The organism is Labrys wisconsinensis (assembly GCF_030814995.1).
In the GTDB taxonomy this organism is placed as follows: Bacteria; Pseudomonadota; Alphaproteobacteria; order Rhizobiales; family Labraceae; genus Labrys; species Labrys wisconsinensis.
Genome location: NZ_JAUSVX010000001.1, coordinates 76,663 through 92,087, shown reverse-complemented (window position 1 = coordinate 92,087; position 15,425 = coordinate 76,663). Strand labels below are relative to the sequence as shown.

The 15,425-nt window shown below is 70.9% G+C and carries 17 protein-coding genes; 8 read left to right on the top strand and 9 right to left on the bottom strand.

Annotated features, from left to right (window positions below; all coding sequences use genetic code 11):
• Window positions 1–62: 62 nt before the first annotated feature.
• On the top strand, window positions 63–959 hold the full coding sequence (locus tag QO011_RS00400) for a DMT family transporter (RefSeq protein ID WP_307266297.1): 897 nt from the start codon (window positions 63–65) through the stop codon (window positions 957–959).
• 25 nt (window positions 960–984) lie between these two features.
• On the opposite strand, the gene QO011_RS00395 is transcribed toward QO011_RS00400, so the two are convergent.
• From QO011_RS00395 to QO011_RS00360, 8 genes are all read right to left on the bottom strand, one after another.
• Window positions 985–1,953 (bottom strand): YVTN family beta-propeller repeat protein, encoded by a 969-nt coding sequence (locus QO011_RS00395; protein WP_307266295.1) that lies wholly within the window; start codon window positions 1,951–1,953, stop codon window positions 985–987.
• Window positions 1,954–2,120: 167 nt separating this feature from the next.
• Window positions 2,121–2,684 (bottom strand): SRPBCC family protein, encoded by a 564-nt coding sequence (locus QO011_RS00390; RefSeq protein ID WP_307266292.1) that lies wholly within the window; start codon window positions 2,682–2,684, stop codon window positions 2,121–2,123.
• Window positions 2,681–3,310: a DUF447 domain-containing protein gene (locus QO011_RS00385; RefSeq protein WP_307266289.1), complete on the bottom strand. Its 630-nt coding sequence runs from the start codon at window positions 3,308–3,310 to the stop codon at window positions 2,681–2,683. Before QO011_RS00385 ends, QO011_RS00390 begins: the two co-directional genes overlap by 4 nt.
• Window positions 3,311–3,313: 3 nt before the next feature.
• Window positions 3,314–4,720, bottom strand: a complete 1,407-nt coding sequence (locus QO011_RS00380; RefSeq protein ID WP_307266286.1) for a DUF6513 domain-containing protein — start codon at window positions 4,718–4,720, stop codon at window positions 3,314–3,316.
• On the bottom strand, window positions 4,696–5,256 hold the full coding sequence (locus QO011_RS00375) for a flavoprotein (protein ID WP_307266284.1): 561 nt from the start codon (window positions 5,254–5,256) through the stop codon (window positions 4,696–4,698). Before QO011_RS00375 ends, QO011_RS00380 begins: the two co-directional genes overlap by 25 nt.
• A complete protein-coding gene (locus QO011_RS00370; protein ID WP_307266281.1) occupies window positions 5,253–5,885 on the bottom strand; it encodes an amino acid kinase family protein in 633 nt (210 codons plus the stop codon). The genes QO011_RS00375 and QO011_RS00370 overlap by 4 nt, the downstream gene beginning before the upstream one ends.
• A complete protein-coding gene (locus QO011_RS00365; protein ID WP_307266278.1) occupies window positions 5,885–6,574 on the bottom strand; it encodes a (5-formylfuran-3-yl)methyl phosphate synthase in 690 nt (229 codons plus the stop codon). Before QO011_RS00365 ends, QO011_RS00370 begins: the two co-directional genes overlap by 1 nt.
• A gap of 204 nt (window positions 6,575–6,778) precedes the next feature.
• Window positions 6,779–7,318, bottom strand: coding sequence for a DUF3280 domain-containing protein (locus QO011_RS00360; RefSeq protein WP_307266275.1), 540 nt, complete (start codon window positions 7,316–7,318; stop codon window positions 6,779–6,781).
• Window positions 7,319–7,458: 140 nt separating this feature from the next.
• On the opposite strand from QO011_RS00360, the gene QO011_RS00355 reads away from it, so the two are divergent.
• The 7 genes from QO011_RS00355 (at window position 7,459) to QO011_RS00325 (ending at window position 14,231) form a co-directional block, all read left to right on the top strand.
• The gene (locus QO011_RS00355) at window positions 7,459–8,667 is read left to right on the top strand and encodes a lanthanide ABC transporter ABC transporter substrate-binding protein PedA1 (RefSeq protein ID WP_307266272.1); all 1,209 of its coding nucleotides are present in this window, start codon (window positions 7,459–7,461) and stop codon (window positions 8,665–8,667) included.
• Window positions 8,668–8,751: 84 nt separating this feature from the next.
• On the top strand, window positions 8,752–9,726 hold the full coding sequence (locus tag QO011_RS00350; RefSeq protein WP_307266269.1) for a YVTN family beta-propeller repeat protein: 975 nt from the start codon (window positions 8,752–8,754) through the stop codon (window positions 9,724–9,726).
• A 49-nt stretch (window positions 9,727–9,775) separates the two neighbouring features.
• Window positions 9,776–10,522, top strand: coding sequence for a lanthanide ABC transporter ATP-binding protein PedB/LutE (locus QO011_RS00345; protein ID WP_307266266.1), 747 nt, complete (start codon window positions 9,776–9,778; stop codon window positions 10,520–10,522).
• Entirely contained in the window at window positions 10,519–11,367 is an 849-nt protein-coding gene (locus QO011_RS00340; protein WP_307266263.1) for a lanthanide ABC transporter permease protein PedC, read from the top strand. The genes QO011_RS00345 and QO011_RS00340 overlap by 4 nt, the downstream gene beginning before the upstream one ends.
• Window position 11,368: 1 nt before the next feature.
• Entirely contained in the window at window positions 11,369–11,971 is a 603-nt protein-coding gene (locus QO011_RS00335; RefSeq protein WP_307266259.1) for a hypothetical protein, read from the top strand.
• A 150-nt stretch (window positions 11,972–12,121) separates the two neighbouring features.
• The gene (locus QO011_RS00330) at window positions 12,122–13,216 is read left to right on the top strand and encodes a hypothetical protein (RefSeq protein ID WP_307266256.1); all 1,095 of its coding nucleotides are present in this window, start codon (window positions 12,122–12,124) and stop codon (window positions 13,214–13,216) included.
• A gap of 91 nt (window positions 13,217–13,307) precedes the next feature.
• Window positions 13,308–14,231, top strand: a complete 924-nt coding sequence (locus QO011_RS00325) for a hypothetical protein (RefSeq protein WP_307266253.1) — start codon at window positions 13,308–13,310, stop codon at window positions 14,229–14,231.
• A 67-nt stretch (window positions 14,232–14,298) separates the two neighbouring features.
• On the opposite strand, the gene QO011_RS00320 is transcribed toward QO011_RS00325, so the two are convergent.
• Entirely contained in the window at window positions 14,299–15,324 is a 1,026-nt protein-coding gene (locus QO011_RS00320) for a zinc-dependent alcohol dehydrogenase family protein (protein ID WP_307266251.1), read from the bottom strand.
• Between the last annotated feature and the right edge of the window lie 101 nt (window positions 15,325–15,425).

Sequence of the window (15,425 nt, the reverse complement as noted above, 5' to 3'; positions counted from 1 at the left end):
TATTCGTTTGCCTGGATGGTTGCAGGGTGGCTAGCTCGGGCGCGCCACCGCAGGGAGCCGGCATGACCGAGCAGTCGATATCCCGCTTTCCCGCCGCCAGCCTCGCCCTGGCCATGGTGATCTCCGGCACGGTCGGCGCCTTCGTCACGGAGGCGAGGCTCGATCCCGTCACCGTCGTGTTCTGGCGCTGCGCCTTCGGCAGCATCTTCCTCGCGGCCTGGTGCCTCGCGCGCGGCATCCTGCCGGACCGGACCCTCTCCGCCGCCCGGCTGGCGCGGGCCGCGGTCTGCGGCGTCTGCATGGCGCTGTGCTGGGCGGCCTTCTTCGCCGGCTTCGGCATGACCTCGATCGCCACCGCGACGATCCTGATCCACACCCAGCCGTTCTTCATCGTGCTGATCGGCGTCGTCCTCCTCAAGGAGCGCATCACGGCGGACCAGATCGCCTGGATGGCCGCCGCCTTCGGCGGCGTCGTCCTGGCGAGCGGCCTCGTCGTCTCGCCCAGGCCGCTCGACGCGGCCTGGGCGCTCGGCATGGCGCTGGCGCTCGGCGCCGCGCTGCTCTACGCCGCCTCCACCATCCTGGCCAAGGGGCTGGGCGAGCAGCGGCCGGAGGTCACGGCGCTGTGCCAGACCCTGGTCGGCACGGCGCTGCTCGCCCCGTTCGCCCACGGCGCCGGCGCCATCCCGGCGGCATCCTGGGGCTGGCTCGCCGGCATCGGCGTGCTGCACACCGGCATCGCCTATATCCTGATGTACGCGGCCTATCCGCGCCTGACGACGCCTGTCATCGGCGTGCTCACCTTCATCTATCCCGTGGTCGCTATCCTGATCGACTGGCTGGTCTACGGCCATCCGCTCGGCTGGGGCCAGGCGGCCGGCATGGCCCTGATCGCGCTCGGCACCCTGGGCGTGCGCCTGGGCTGGCGCATCCCGGCCCGGCGGGCCTCCGCGGCCTGAGGGGCGGCAGCATCATCGCCGACCCTCAGCGGATGAACTGGCCGAAGGCGCGCGGCCCGTCGCCGACCTCGACGGTCTTCGTCACCGCCAGCGTCTCGACGTCGATCATGCTGAGGGTGTTGGCAAACCAGCTGGCGACATAGACATGGGCGCCGTCGCGGCTCGGCGCGATGCCTTCGGGATAGTCGCCGACCTCGATGGTCTTCAGCACCTTCAGCGAGGCAACGTCGAACACGGTGACGCTGTCGCCGTACTGGTTGGTGACGAAGGCCTTGCCGCGGGCGAGCGCCACCGCATAGGGGCGCAGGCCGACCTTGACCGTCCCGACCACCTTGCGCGCGGCGAGGTCGATGATCGAGACGCTGTTCGAGCCGACATTGGCGGCGTAGGCGCGCTGTCCCTCGGCATCGATGGTGAGGCCGAAGGGGCGGGTGCCGACCGGCACGACGGCGACGCGTTGGAGCGTCGTGGCGTCGAGGATCGAGACGGCATCGTCGTCGCGGTCGGCGGTGAGGACGAAGGCCCCGTCCGGCGTCACCGCGACGCCCGAGGGCGATGTGCCGACCGTGGCGGTGCGCGGCGGCGCCTTGCCGTCGGGATCGATGGCGAGCAGGTGCCTGGAATACCAGTCGGCGACATAGACCGGATGCCCCGAAGGGTGCACGGCGACGCCGAGCGGCCCGCCGCCGACCGGGATCCGCCGCAGCACGGCGCGGGACGCGGCGTCGATCACGGTCAGCACCTTGCCCTCGGGGCTGGTGACATAGGCGCGGGCGCCATCGGTCGAGACGGCGATGCCGGCCGGCTCGCCGTCGACCGGGATGGTGGCGAGCTTGGCCATGCTGTCGGTGTCGATCACCACCACCTGCTCGCCCGGCTGGTCGGTGACGAAGGCCTCGCCGGCGAGGGCGGGGGAGGAGAAGAGAAGGAGGGCGGGGCCAAGCGCGACGCAAAGCCTTCCCCACGAAGTGGGGAAGGTGGCCTTGCGCAGCAAGGCCGGATGGGGTGCGGCGGGCAGGGCTAGGCTAATGTTCGGCTTGCAGGGACGGCTGCGCAGATCTTGTAAGCGGAGAGACCTGCGGACCACACCCCATCCGTCGCCACTTCGTGGCGCCACCTTCCCCACTTCGTGGAGAAGGCTTTTAGCGTCCCGTATCCCCTTCACTGGCTGGGCGTCTCGAGCTTCGCCTTCAGCGCGTCCAGGCTCGAGCGATAGAGCCCCGACACCGCCTTGACCGCAGCGTCGTCGTTCAGCTCCGGCGGCGGGTCGTTGTTGGGATAGCCGCGGTAGAAGGCGCCGCGCCACTCCACCGTGGACTTGCCGCCGTCGGCCGGCGACACCGTCACCGTGGAGGAATAGTTGGTCACCGGCAGCACCTTCACGTCGACGGCGGTGATGCGGTAGGAATAGCTCATCTTCTCCGGCTGGTACTTGTAGAGCACCTCGTCGACGGTCGCGCCGTCCTTCAGGGTCAGGCGGCGGGTCGGGTTCTTGGTGTCGTCGTCGGGGTCGACCACATTGGTGCCGCCCTTGGCCTCGGTCTTGGCGACCAGCGACACCCAGCCCATGTCGTCGAAATGGCCGACCACGCCCCAGACCTTCTCCGGCGGCAGGTTGATCACCACGGTCTCCGTCACCTTCTTGCGGGTCGGACCATGAGCCTGCGCCTCGAGCGGCGCCAGGACGGCGAGACCTGCGAGGAGCGCGAGCAGCGCAGTCTTCATCGGGACGTTTCCTTGTGCTGCGGCCCCGACGGCGAGGGGGGCCGTTCCTCTGCGGATGGGTTGCGGGCGGCGCCCAGCCCCGTCCTGATCTTCTCCTCGATCCAGCGCCAGGCCTCGGCCTCGGCCGGGCCGGCAGTCTTGGCGATGGCGATGGCGAGATAGGCCATCTCGGCCTCGATCTTCTCGGCCGGCAGGAGATGCAGGCGGGTGGAGAGGATCGCGGCCTCGATCACGGCGTTGCGGGCCCTGACATAGCCGAGGAAGGGCGCATGCATGGCCTGGTGCACCACGCGGCAGCGGTAGCGCGGGCGCAAGGCATCCTCCATCACCGCCTCGACCGCCAGCTCCATATGCGCATGGGCCTGCGCCAGCCGCACGCCGTCGATCCGCTCGCACGGCACCGTCGCCCAATCGCGCCGGCCGGTGACGCAGCCGGCGATGACGCGCACGTCAAGGGGGCTGGCGGCGGCGAGGAAGGGATGGCGCTCCAGATTGGTGATGGTGGGCGAGGGGCGGAACGGCGCCACCACATAAGCGTCGTCCTCGGCGATCAGGCCGAAGGGCACGAGGTGCGCCGTGCCGTCGGCGTTGAGGGTGGTGACGATGGTCTCCAGGATCAGCGGCATGGCTCAGCCGCTCCCCGGGGCGCGCTTGCCGGCGCGCAGCGTGTGGCCCGCCTCCTTGAAGGCGGTCGAGTCCTCCGCCGGCTTGTCGGCGGCGCAGCCGAAGTCGAGCGGCTCGTCCTGGGCGTAGCGCTTGCGCAGCCGCCAGGCGATCTCGGCCTTGGCCAGCTCGGCGCCGAGATAGAAGGCATGCGCCGCGTCGCTCTCGACCCCGAGCCGGGGGAAGAGATCGAGCGCCTCGGTCGCCACCGCGTGCCGGTCGCGGTTGTAGACATGGATGCCGTCCTCGGCGACCTCGATGCGGAAATTGGCATCGCGCACCGCGCCGGCCGCCGCGGCGATCTCCGCCGGCGTCGTGGCGAAGGGGCGCTTGTCGTGCAGGGCGAGCAGCGCATTGCCGTAGCCCTTCGGCAAGGCCGAATCCGCCCTGGCCGCGAACATCACCCGCCGCGCCGCGTCGTGCTCCTCGATGGTGCGCCAGGTGTGCGGGCTCACCTGCACCACCAGCACATTGCCGATGGCGAGCTCCGAGCAGACGCCGAGCAGCAGGGTGGTGAGGCCGAGGCTGTCGGTCTCGGTGAGCTCGGTGAGGTTGCCGGTGCCCATCAGCATCGGCGCCTGCGGCATCCGCCGGCGGAACTCGGCATAGCGCTCGAGCGAGGCGACGAAGCCGAAATGGATCGGCTCCAGCACGGGATCGGCCAGATACGGCTTTCCCGCTGTCGCCAGGCGCTCGGCCGCGCGCACCAGCGAGGCGACGTCGCCCGGCCGCGCCGGCACCAGCACCGGCACCGCCTCGGTTTCGAAGGCGAGGTCGAGCGTGTCCTCGCTGAGGCTCAGGAGGTAGTCGGCCCCGGCCCGGGCGCCGCGCCGGAGCTCGTCGACGGAGAAGCTGTCGACGCTGACCGCGAGGCCTGCGCCTTTCAGCAGTCCGACCGTTTCCTCCAGATGCGGGAAGGGCGTGTCGGGCAGGCCGCCGAGGTCGATCACGTCGGCCCCCTTGGCCGCCAGCGCGCGCGCCTTGTCCAGGATGGCGGCGGGGGAGAGCACCGGCGCGTCGACGATCTCGGCGAAGATGCTGACGTCGTGGCGCGACAGGTCCGGCGGCCGGGCGCCGCGGCCGAAATAGGCCGGCAGGTCGACGATCTCGTCCGGGCCGCGTTCGACGGGAACGCCGAAATGGCGGGCGAGGGCGTCGCGGTCGGCGCGGCAGCGGCCGGGCAGGATGACGCGCGTCGTCCCTTCCGGCAGCACGACGCGGCGGCGGATGATCTCGCCGGTCATCAGCGCCGCGACCTTCACGCCGGCATCGACGATGGTCCAGTCGAAGCTGTCGCCGGCAATCGCGGCCATGGCCCGCTCCAGCCGGGCCCGGGCGAGGTGCCCGGTCACGAGGACGAGGCGTTCACGCATGCCAGCCTCTGCTTCAGCGCGGCTTCCAGCTCCGCCAGCGTCTCGACCACGGTGGTCGCCTCGAAGGATTTGAGCTTCTCGGTGTTCTCCAGATCGATGCGCCGGGGATAGACCTTGACCATGCCGGACGGCGCCATGGTCTCCATCTCCGGCGCGGTGTCGCAGGCGAAGACGATGGACGGCACACGGCACTTGCCGGCCTGGGCATAGACGTTGGTCGCCAGCGTGTCGGAGATGCCGTAGACGCATTTGGCAATGGTGTTCGAGGTGGCCGGGGCGACCACCAGCGTGTGGTAGACGCCGTGGTAGAAGCGGCCGACCGGGCCGGCGCTCGCCGTGGTGTCGCGGAAGACGTGCACGCTCCTGGCAAGGCCGGAGAATTCCTTGCGGTACATCCGCACCACTTCCGCTGCCGCCTTGGTGACGAAGAGATCGACCTCGGGCAGGTCGCGGATCAGCGCCAGGCACTCGGTGAAATAGTGGCCGGAGCCGGTCAGCGCCCAGGCGAGGCGTGGCTTGGGAGGGCTTGCGTTCATGCCGCGTCGTCCTCCGCGGCATCGAGGCCGAGCAGGGGGCCGGCGGCGGCCTGGCGCGAGGGGCCGGCGATGCGGATGGGCCCGCCATAGCGGGCGGCGAAGCCGGGGAAGGCGTCGTCGACGATGCCGGCCGCGGCGAGGGCCTCCCAGCCCGAGCGATCGCCCGGCGCGGCGACGTCGACGGATTTGCACAGGACGAGCCGATCGGCGCCGAGCCGTGCCGCCAGCCAGGCGGCGAGGCTGTCGGAGGTGATCGTCCAGCTCTCCGGAATGTCGGGATGGCCGGCGCGCAGGCCGGCCGGGTGCCAGACCGGCACGCGGCCCCGGCCATGGGCCTCACCGATCGCCGCCTCGTCGGCGACGAGCGTGAAGGCGGCCTGGCGCGCGGCCAGGATCTCGCCGACATGGCTCATGGCATCGAGGGCGAGGCGATGGGCGAGGGCGTCGTCGAAGGCGAGCAGGGCCTGCGTCTGCCGCACCGCGTCGGCGAACGGGCCGCCGCCGGGCACCAGCACGAGGCGCGCCGGGTGCGGGCGGGCGAGCAGAGCGAGCAGCGGGTCGAGGCCCGGCGAGGTCATGAGGCTGCCGCCGAGCTTGACCACGAGGAGGGGCAGGCCGGACGCGGGCATCAGGCCGCCGCCCGCGCCGTGGAGCGGATCCGCGCCGCCGCGGCGGCGATCGCGCCGGCATCGAGCCCGGCGCGCCGGTCGGCGCCGGCGCACAGGCCGCCGCGAAAGCCGAGATAATCCGGCCCGAGCGGGGCCAGCGCCGCGATGTCGTCCAGGCGGAGCGAGCCGGCGAGGCCGCACATCAGGGCCTCCGCCCGGCAGGCGGCGACGAAGGCGGCGAGGGCGGCGGGCGGCTGGACCTCGACGAGGCGACCGGCGCCCTTGCGCCGCGTGTCCAGCATGGCGCCGGCGAAGCCGGCCTGTGCCAGGGACGGGACGAGGCCGAGATCCGGCGCCTCGTCGGCGAACAGCACCGCGACCAGGCGGATGCCGGCGAGGGCGCTGCCGATTGCCGCAGCGGCATCAGGCGCGGCCAGCGGCCGGGACAGGCCGACCTTGACGAAGGCGACGCCGGTGGCGGCAACGGCGCGGGCCGCGGCGACAAGCGGCTCCAGCGCCTCGTGCTCGCCGGCGACGGCGCTCACCGGGGCGCGGGCGCCGACGACGTGCAAGATCGCGCCGATGGCGGCCGGAGGCAGCGAGCCGAGCGAGCCGACGGACGGATCCTTGGCGTCGATCAGGTCCGCACCCGCCGCGGCGGCCAGGTCGGCCTCGGCGGCGTCGCGCACGCTCACGAGCAAGCGGGTCATGCACTCCACTCCTTGGACGGGACCCGCGGCCAGCCGCGCCCGCACGGGTCTTTCTCCAGGCGGATGAGGTTGGTCACGGCGCCATCGACGGCCGGCTCCCGCCGACGGCCGCGGCGCGGCGATGCGCCGTGCAGTCCCGCCCGTGCGCCACCATAGCACGGCGACGGCGCCCGCAGGCCGGCGCGCCCGGGCCGGAGGCCGCGGTCATGGCGCCGGTGCCGCCAGCGGCGGATCGGTCAGCCGGTCCTTGACCAGGAAGCGCACGCCGCGCAGCCACATCTCGTCATTGTTGCCGCGGATGTCGACCTGGCCGCCGCGCAGCATCCGGCCCGAGCGCACGTCGGTGACCTCGACCCGGAAGGACAGGATCAGGTTGGAGGTCTTCTGCACCAGGCCGATGATCGAGACTTCGGCGCCGAGGTCACGGGCGATGTCCGCGGCGCAGCCGTTGCACCTGTACAGCGGCGAGCCCTTCCGGATCGCTGCCGCCTGCGGCGCGAGGTCGACCTCGGCGATCTGGCCGGACGCATCGAGCAGGCGCCGGAGCTCGGTGCTGGCGAGCGCCACGCGCCGGGTCTGGTCGGGGCGCTCGCCGGTCAGCTGGCCTTCCTCGCTGGTGTCGACGAGCTCGAAGCCGAAGACCGCGGCCTTCAGCGGCGCGGCGATGGCGCCGGTGCCCGCCACCGCGGGCGATATGACGGCGAGGATGGTAGAAATCAGCGCGAGGCAAGCGTTTCGTTCCATTACGGCATGGTGTCACAGACGATGGTTTGGCCGCAAGTTGGGTTCAGCTTATTTTTCGCTTAGACATATTCTGTTGATTTGCGCGCGAAGCGATGCCTAAGTTTGCTGCGAGGGGCCTGCTGTCGAGGAACGCTTTGGTCTTGCTTCCAACAACGCGCTTTCTTCGCTTCCTGCCGGGTCTCGCCCTCGCCTCGGTCCTGGCGCTGGCCGGAGTCGTCGCTGCCGGTGCCGCGACGGTCAAGACCGAGGTGGGGATCGGCATCATCGGCCCGAAATCGCCGCCGCCGCCGCTTTACGAGCTCGACCCGGTGCCGCAGGACGAGGCGCTGGCCGGCGCCCGCCAGGCGATCATCGACGACAACACCACGGGTTCCTTCCTCGGCCAGCACTACACGCTGAACGAGGTGGTGCTGACGCCGGACCAGTCGCCCGTGGACGCCGCCAGGAAGCTTGCCGACGGCGGCGTCGGCTATCTCGTGCTCAACCTGCCGGCCGACCAGCTCCTGGCGGTGGCCGACGCGCTGAAGGGCCGTCCCGTGGTGCTGTTCAACGTCGGCGCGCCGGACGACCGGCTGCGCGCCGCCGACTGCCGCGCCAACATCTTCCACGTCCTGCCCAATCGCGGCATGCTGACCGACGCCCTGGCCGAGTTCCTGGCGACGCGCAAATGGCCGAACCTGTTCCTGATCACCGGCCCGGGGCCCGGCGACAAGCTCTATGCCGAGGCGATGCGCCGCTCGGCCAAGAAGTTCGGGCTGAAGATCGCCGCCGACACGGACTGGACCTTCGGTCCGCTCGCCAAGGCCCGTGCCGACAGCGTGGTGACGGCCGACGCGCTGGTGTTCACCCGCGGCACCGACTACGACGTGATGGTGGTGGCGGACGAGGCCGGCGATTTCGGCGACTTCATCGCCTACAACACCTGGGACCCGAAGCTGGTCGCCGGCACGCAGGGGCTGGTCCCCACCGCCTGGCACCGGGCCCAGGACGCCTGGGGCTCGGCCCAGCTGCAGAGCCGCTTCTACAAGACCACCGGGCGCTTCATGCGGCCGGCCGACTATGCCGCCTGGGTGGCGGTCCGCGCCGTGGGCGAGGCGGTGACCCGCGCCAAGTCGGCCGATCCCAAGACCCTGGCCGACTTCATGCTGACGCCGAAGTTCCAGATCGCCGCCTTCAAGGGCGTGCCGGTCAGCTTCCGGACGTGGGACCACCAGCTGCGTCAGCCCGTGCTGCTGGCCCAGCCGATGCGGATCGTCTCGGTCTCGCCGCAGCAGGGCTTCCTGCACCAGAAGACACCGCTCGACACGCTCGGCTTCGACGAGCCGGAGAATGCCTGCAGCTTGAAATAGGCGCGGGCAGGCCGCGCTCACGAAACAGGGCGCGGAGCCGCGCTTTTCGGGGAGGGCGCGCCCGGCGCGCCGGAGGAGGATTCGATGATCGGGCGTCTGCTCGCGCTGGCCGTTGCCGCCGCCGCCATGGGCGCGGCGACGCCGGCCTCGGCCTACATGGTCTATGTCTCGAACGAGAAGGGCAACTCGATCACCGTGATCGATTCCACCACCCAGGAGGTGGTGAAGACCGTGCCGATCGGCCGGCGGCCGCGCGGCATCACCATCAGCAAGGACGGCAAGTTCCTCTATGTCTGCGCCAGCGACGAGGACGGCATCGAGGTGATCGACACCGCCACGATGAAGGTGGTGCGCACCTTGCAGTCCGGGCCCGACCCCGAGCTCTTCATCCTGCATCCGAGCGGCAACCCGCTCTACATCGCCAACGAGAACGATGCCGAGGTGACGGTGCTCGACGTCGAGAAGAACCAGATCCTGGCGCAGGTCCCGGTCGGGGTCGAGCCGGAGGGCATGGGCATCAGCCCGGACGGCAAGCTCCTGGTCAACACCTCCGAAACCACCAACATGGCGCATTTCATCGACACCCAGACCTTCCAGGTGATCGACAGCGTCCTGGTGGATTCGCGCCCGCGCTTCGCCGAGTTCACCAAGGACGGCAAGAGGCTGTGGGTCAGCGCCGAGGTCGGCGGCACGGTGACGGTGATCGACCCTGCCACCCGCGACATCCTCAAGACCATCGACTTCCAGATCCCAGGCGTGACGGCCGACACGATCCAGCCGGTCGGCGTGCGCGTCACGCGCGACGGCAAGACCGCCTTCGCCGCGCTCGGGCCGGCGAACCGGGTGGCGGTGATCAATGCGCAGACCTTCGAGGTGGAGAAATATCTCCTGGTCGGCCAGCGTGTCTGGCAGCTCGCCTTCACGCCGGACGAGAAACTGCTCTACGCTACCAACGGCAATTCGAACGACGTGTCGGTGATCGACGTCGAGAGCCAGAAGGTGCTGAAGACGATTGCGGTCGGCGAGGCGCCATGGGGGGCGGTGGTCTCGCCCCAATGATCCCCTGGCCCCGGCGGGCGCCGAACCCGAGAGGCAACCTGAGTTGTTGATGAGGATCGAGGCGCCCGCGCTCGAGATCGAGGCCGTCAGCCATGCCTTCGGCAGGCGCGTCGCCCTCGACGACGTGTCGCTGACCGTGCCGGCCGGCTGCTTCACCGCCCTGCTCGGGCCGAACGGCGCCGGCAAGACCACGCTGTTCTCGATCGCGACGCGCCTCTACAACAACCGCTCGGGCGCGGTGCGCATCTACGGCCATGATATCAGGCGGACCCCGTCGCGGGCGCTGGCCGAGCTCGGCGCGGTTTTCCAGAGCCGCACCCTCGACGGCGACCTGTCGGTGCGCGAGAATCTCGCCTATCACGCCGCCCTGCACGGCCTCTCCGGCCGGGCGGTGCGGGCGCGGATCGAGGCGCTGCTGGAGCGGGTCGGCCTCGGCGAGCGCATCGGCGACAAGGTCCGCACCCTGTCGGGCGGCCAGGCCCGGCGCATCGAGATCGCCCGCGCCCTGGTGCACCGGCCGCGCCTCCTGCTGCTCGACGAGCCCACGGTCGGCCTCGACCTCGCCTCGCGCACGGCGCTCATTGCCTTCGTGCGCGAGCTGGTGCGCAGCGAGGGCGTGGCCGTGCTCTGGGCCTCGCACATCTTCGACGAGGTCGAGCCGGAGGATGCGGTCACCGTGCTGCATCAGGGGCGGGTGGTGGCGAGCGGCACCGCCGCCCTGATCGGAGCGGGCGACGCCTCGCTGCAGGCGGCGTTCCGGCGCCTCACCGCCGCGCCGGCGAAGGAGGAGGCATGACGGACCTCGCCATCGCCGCGCCGCGGCCCCTCGGCACCTTCGGCTACCTCGTCTGCCTCGGCGGCATCATCCGCCGCGAGCTGCTGCGCTTCGTCCACCAGAAGGAGCGCTTCCTCTCGGCGTTGGTGCGGCCGCTGATCTGGCTGTTCATCTTCGCGGCCGGGTTCCGCAGCGTGCTCGGCGTGTCGATCATCCCGCCCTACGAGACCTATGTGCTCTACGAGGACTACGTGGCGCCGGGCCTGGCCGTGATGATCCAGCTTTTCTACGGCATGCAGTCCTCGCTCTCCATGGTCTATGACCGCGAGGTCGGCTCGATGCGGGTGCTGCTGACCAGCCCGTTCCCGCGCTGGCTGCTGCTGCTCGCCAAGCTGATCGCCAGCGTGGTGGTGTCGCTGGCGCAGGCCTATGTGTTCCTGGCCATCGCCCGGCTGTGGGAGATCGAGCCGCCGCCCATCGGCTATCTCCTGGCGCTGCCGGCCTTCATCCTCGCCGGGCTGATGCTGGGCTCGATCGGGCTGTTCATCTCCTCGCTGGTGCGCCAGCTGGAGAACTTCGCCAGCGTGATGAACTTCGTGATCTTCCCGATGTTCTTCGCCTCCTCGGCGCTCTACCCGCTCTGGCGCATCCGCGAGGCGAGCGAGGGGCTGTACTGGGTGTGCCAGGCCAATCCCTTCACCCATGCGGTGGAGCTGGTGCGCTTCGCCCTCTACGCCAAGTTCAACCCGCTGGCGTTCGCGGTGGTGGCGGGCACCACGATCGTCTTCTTCCTGGCCGCGGTGCTCGCCTATGATCCCGGCCGGGGACTGATGGCCCGGCGGGGCGGCCCAACCGCGGAGAGTTGAGATGTTCCGAGCCTCCATCGTCACGATGCTGCTGCTGGCCGCGCCGGCGGCCCTGGCGCAGTCGGCCCAGGGCGACTGGCCCTGCGTCCAGCGCCGGATCGCGACCATCAGCGCCGGCTCGGTGTGGAGCGGACCGGACCTCGCCGCCGCCAGCGCCGACTGGGGCCAGGATTTCGAGGCGGCATCGCTCGCCCGGCAGCTCGCCTCGCGACGCACGCCGCTGGAGGAGGTCGACGGCCTGGTCGATGGCTTTGCGCAGAAGGCGGGTGCCGCCAAGAGCGAGCGGCTGCTGCGGGTGTTCGCCGGCGTGCTCGAGCTGACCAACACCGAGCGCTCGCGCATCCTCGCCGGCATCAGCCGCTACGCCAAGGGCCAGGAGGCCCTGGCCGAGCGGGTGCGCGACGAGAGCGACAAGCTCAGCCTTGCCAAGGATTCGCCGGCGGCCGAGGAGACGCCGCAGACCAAGGAGATCGAGGATCGGCTGAAATGGGACACGCGCATCTTCCAGGAGCGGCGCCAGTCCCTGACCTATGTCTGCGAGACCCCGGTGCTCCTGGAGAAGCGGGTGTTCGAGATCGCACGACGCATCCAGCCGAAGCTGTGATCCCCCGGGCAGGCTCTCCCGGGCCTGCCTGCATCCCGCCGGCCGGACCGGCGGGTGCCAGCCGGGCTGGCATCCGCCAGCCGGGCTGGCCAAGCGCGCCTTGCGATGGCATCGTGCCGGCCGATCTCGACAGCCGGGAGTGGCGCAGGAATGTTCGAAACCGCCGGGGCCTACCCGAGCAAGGCCCTGTATCTGCAGAAGACGATCGGCAGCGACTATGTCATCGACTTCACACCCGGCTCGAGCACCCTCGTCCTCACCTTCGCGTCGACGGGCGCCGGCAGCCTGGAGGCGGCGAGGGCGGCCGAGCCCTGGGGATTGCGCTGGCTGGCGCCGAGCGGCGTCTCGGTGGCCGGCGTCAAGCCGGTCGGGACGGACTGGTATCGCGGCGAGGCGCTGCACGCCTTCCTGCGGTCGCAGGACTTCGCCACCTTCCTCGGCGGGTTCGATCGCATCGTCCTCACCGGCGGGCTGATGGGCGGCTTTGCTGCGCTGGCCTTCGCGGATGCCGTGCCGGGCGCCGAGGTGATCGCCTTCAGCCCCCAATCCACCCTGGACCCGCGGATCGTGCCCTGGGACATGCGCTATCCCGAAGCGGCCGGGCTCGACTGGGACGGCGACTTCTCCGATGCGGCCCGGTTCGCCCGGAGCGCGGGGCGCATCCATGTCGTCTATGATTCGCTCGGCCATTGCGATCGCCTGCATGTCGAGCGCCTGCCGCCGGAGTCGCTGGTGCGGCTGCGCGTGCCGCTCATCGGCCGGGCGAGCCCGCTGTGGCTGGCCCGCACCGGGCTGTTGCAGGAGCTGCTTGCCGACATGCTGGCCGGGCGTTTCGACGCGCAGGCCTTCGCGCGCAAGCGCCGCACGCAGCGCGGGCTCGGCCAGTACCACGTCGAATTGTCGCGCCTGGCGGGCCGGCGGCGGGCGGGCCTGCGCAAATGGGCGCTCGAGCGGGCGACGGCCCTCGGTGCCACCGACGTCTCGGCCCATATCGGCGTTGCGCTGGCGCATGTCGATGCGGGCGATCTCGCGGCGGCGGAGACGGCCCTGTTCAGGCTGATCGAGCTGAAGCCCGGCCTGCCGCACGGCTATTACCAGATGGCGCAGCTGCTGATGCGGCAGGATCGGTGCGAGGAAGCGCTGCGCTTTGCCCGCAAGGCTGCGGCGATCAGTCCGGCGAACCGGGTCTATCGGGCCTGGCTGGACCGCCACGCGAGCGTGACGGACCATGCGGGCGCGGCCTGACGGCCTGGTGCGGGCGGGGGGAGCCGGCCGGCGGCGAGGATTGACAGTGCGCCGTCGGCGGGTGATCAGCAGCTGATCGAGATCGAGGCGCATGCACTCTCCTTTCCTCCTGTCCCGACTCGCGGGCGTACCGGCACTGAACCGGGCCTGGCGGAAGGCCAAGGCGACGTGGAAACGCAGCTTCCAGTGGCCGCTCCACGCGGTGCGCAAGTCGCGCCTGCACAAATACGGGCTGACGAGCCGCTCGCCGCTGCCCGTCGCGCGGCTGCATCTGCGCGACGGCTGCGCCTGCAGGAGCCTCGCCGTGTTCGTCCGCCCGAGCTGGGATGCGGTCCGGCCGCTGGCGCGGATGCGGGCCGGCGCGCCGGTGGCGCAGGCCCTGACCCAGACCGCGGCCGTGATCGACCTCAACGCGTTTCCGGACTTCATGGCCTGGCGCAAGCAGGTCTCCAAGCTGACGCAAGGCAAGTACCACCGCTCCGCCAACAAGGCGCGCCGGCTCGGCTATGTCTCGCGCTTCATCGGCGCGAAGTCCTATGAGCGCAGCCTCTACGAGCTGACGGGCTCGAAGCCGCGGCGCTCCAAGGGCATCCTGGTCTGGGCGTCGCTGATCGCGCCGCGGCCCGACCTGGTCGACACCCGCAAGCCGATGGTCTGGCCGTCCTGTCCGCGGCACTGGCGGCTCACCTGGGGCGCCTTCCACGTCGACGAGAGCGGGGGCGAGCGCCTGGCCGCCTTCGCCAAGCTGATGCGCTCCGGCGATCTCGTGCGGGTGGAGAGCTTCATCGGCCATGGCGCGGCGCTGACCGACGGCGTCACCAAGATGCTGATGTTCGACATCATGGAATGGCTGCTGGAGCGCGACCACCCCTGCGCGGAGGGCGTGCGCTACTTCATCCACGGCTCGATCGAGGAGGGGGGCATCGGCCTGTTCGACTGGAAGCGCTATCTCGGCTTCGTGCCGATGCTGCTCGACGTCGCCGACGCCCTGCAGCAGCTGCGCCTGTTCGACTGAGACCATCGGCCCCGGTCCTTGACCGGTGCCGAGTGGGTGACGCTCAGGCGCCCGACCGATCCTGTCCTCACGCCGACGGCATGAACAGCACCTTGACCTCGCCCGGCCGGGCCGGGTTGCGGATCACCTCGGGCACCTCCTCCAGGCTGACGCGCCGGGTGATCAGCGGCTCGACCTTGATCGCGCCTGAGATGATCAGGTCGGCGGCGCGCCGGTGCACGAACGGGTTGATGAAGGAGCCGAGGATCCGGAGCTCCCGGAACAGGATGTCGAAGGGCTCGATCTGTATCTTCTCGCCCTTGGCCATGACGCCGAGCACGACCAGCGTGCCGCCGGGTCGGGCGAGACGCGGCATCTCTTCCATGGTCTCGGCCACGCCGGCGCATTCGATCACCACGTCGGCGCCGCCCGGCAGCAGGCCGTCCGGCCCGGCGATGCCGGCGGCGGCGTCGCCCGCGGTCGGATCGAAGCTGGCGGTGGCGCCGATCTCCTCGGCCAGGCGCCGCTTGGACGCCTGGCGCGTCACCAGGACCACGCGCGTCGCGCCGGCCAGGCGCGCGAGCTGCACGGTGAGCAGGCCGATGACGCCGCCGCCGAGCACCACGACGGAGGAGCCGGCCTTGATCCCGGCGACGTCGATGCCGTGCAGGCAGCAGGCGAGCGGCTCGCAGAAGGCGCCGTAGTCCGGCTTCAGCGACAGCGGCAATTCGTGCGCCTGCTTCTGCGGCACGATGACGTAGTCGGCCAGGGCGCCATCGCGGTGGATGCCGATGGCGCGCAGGTTCTGGCACAGGTTGATCCGCCCGGCATGGCAGTGGACGCAGTGCCCGCAGACGATGTTGGGGTCACCCGTCACCCGCATCCCCGGCCGGAAGCCGAGGACGGCGCTGCCCACCGCCTCGACGATGCCGCTGAACTCGTGGCCGAGCGTCACCGGCGGCGTGCTGGGGAATTCGCCGTGCAGGAGATGGCGGTCGGTGCCGCAGATGCCCGAGGCCTCGACGCGGACGAGCAGGTCGTCCGGCCCGGGCACGGGCCTTTCGACCTCCCGCAGGAAAAGCTGCTCGATCTCTTCGAGGCGCACGGCCTTCATGACGACATCCTCCCTTGTCCGATCCCGATCGGCGAGCCGCGCGTGAAACGATTCACGGCGGCCTTCTGGGGACCAGCCAAGCGCGCCTGCGCCGCAGAATC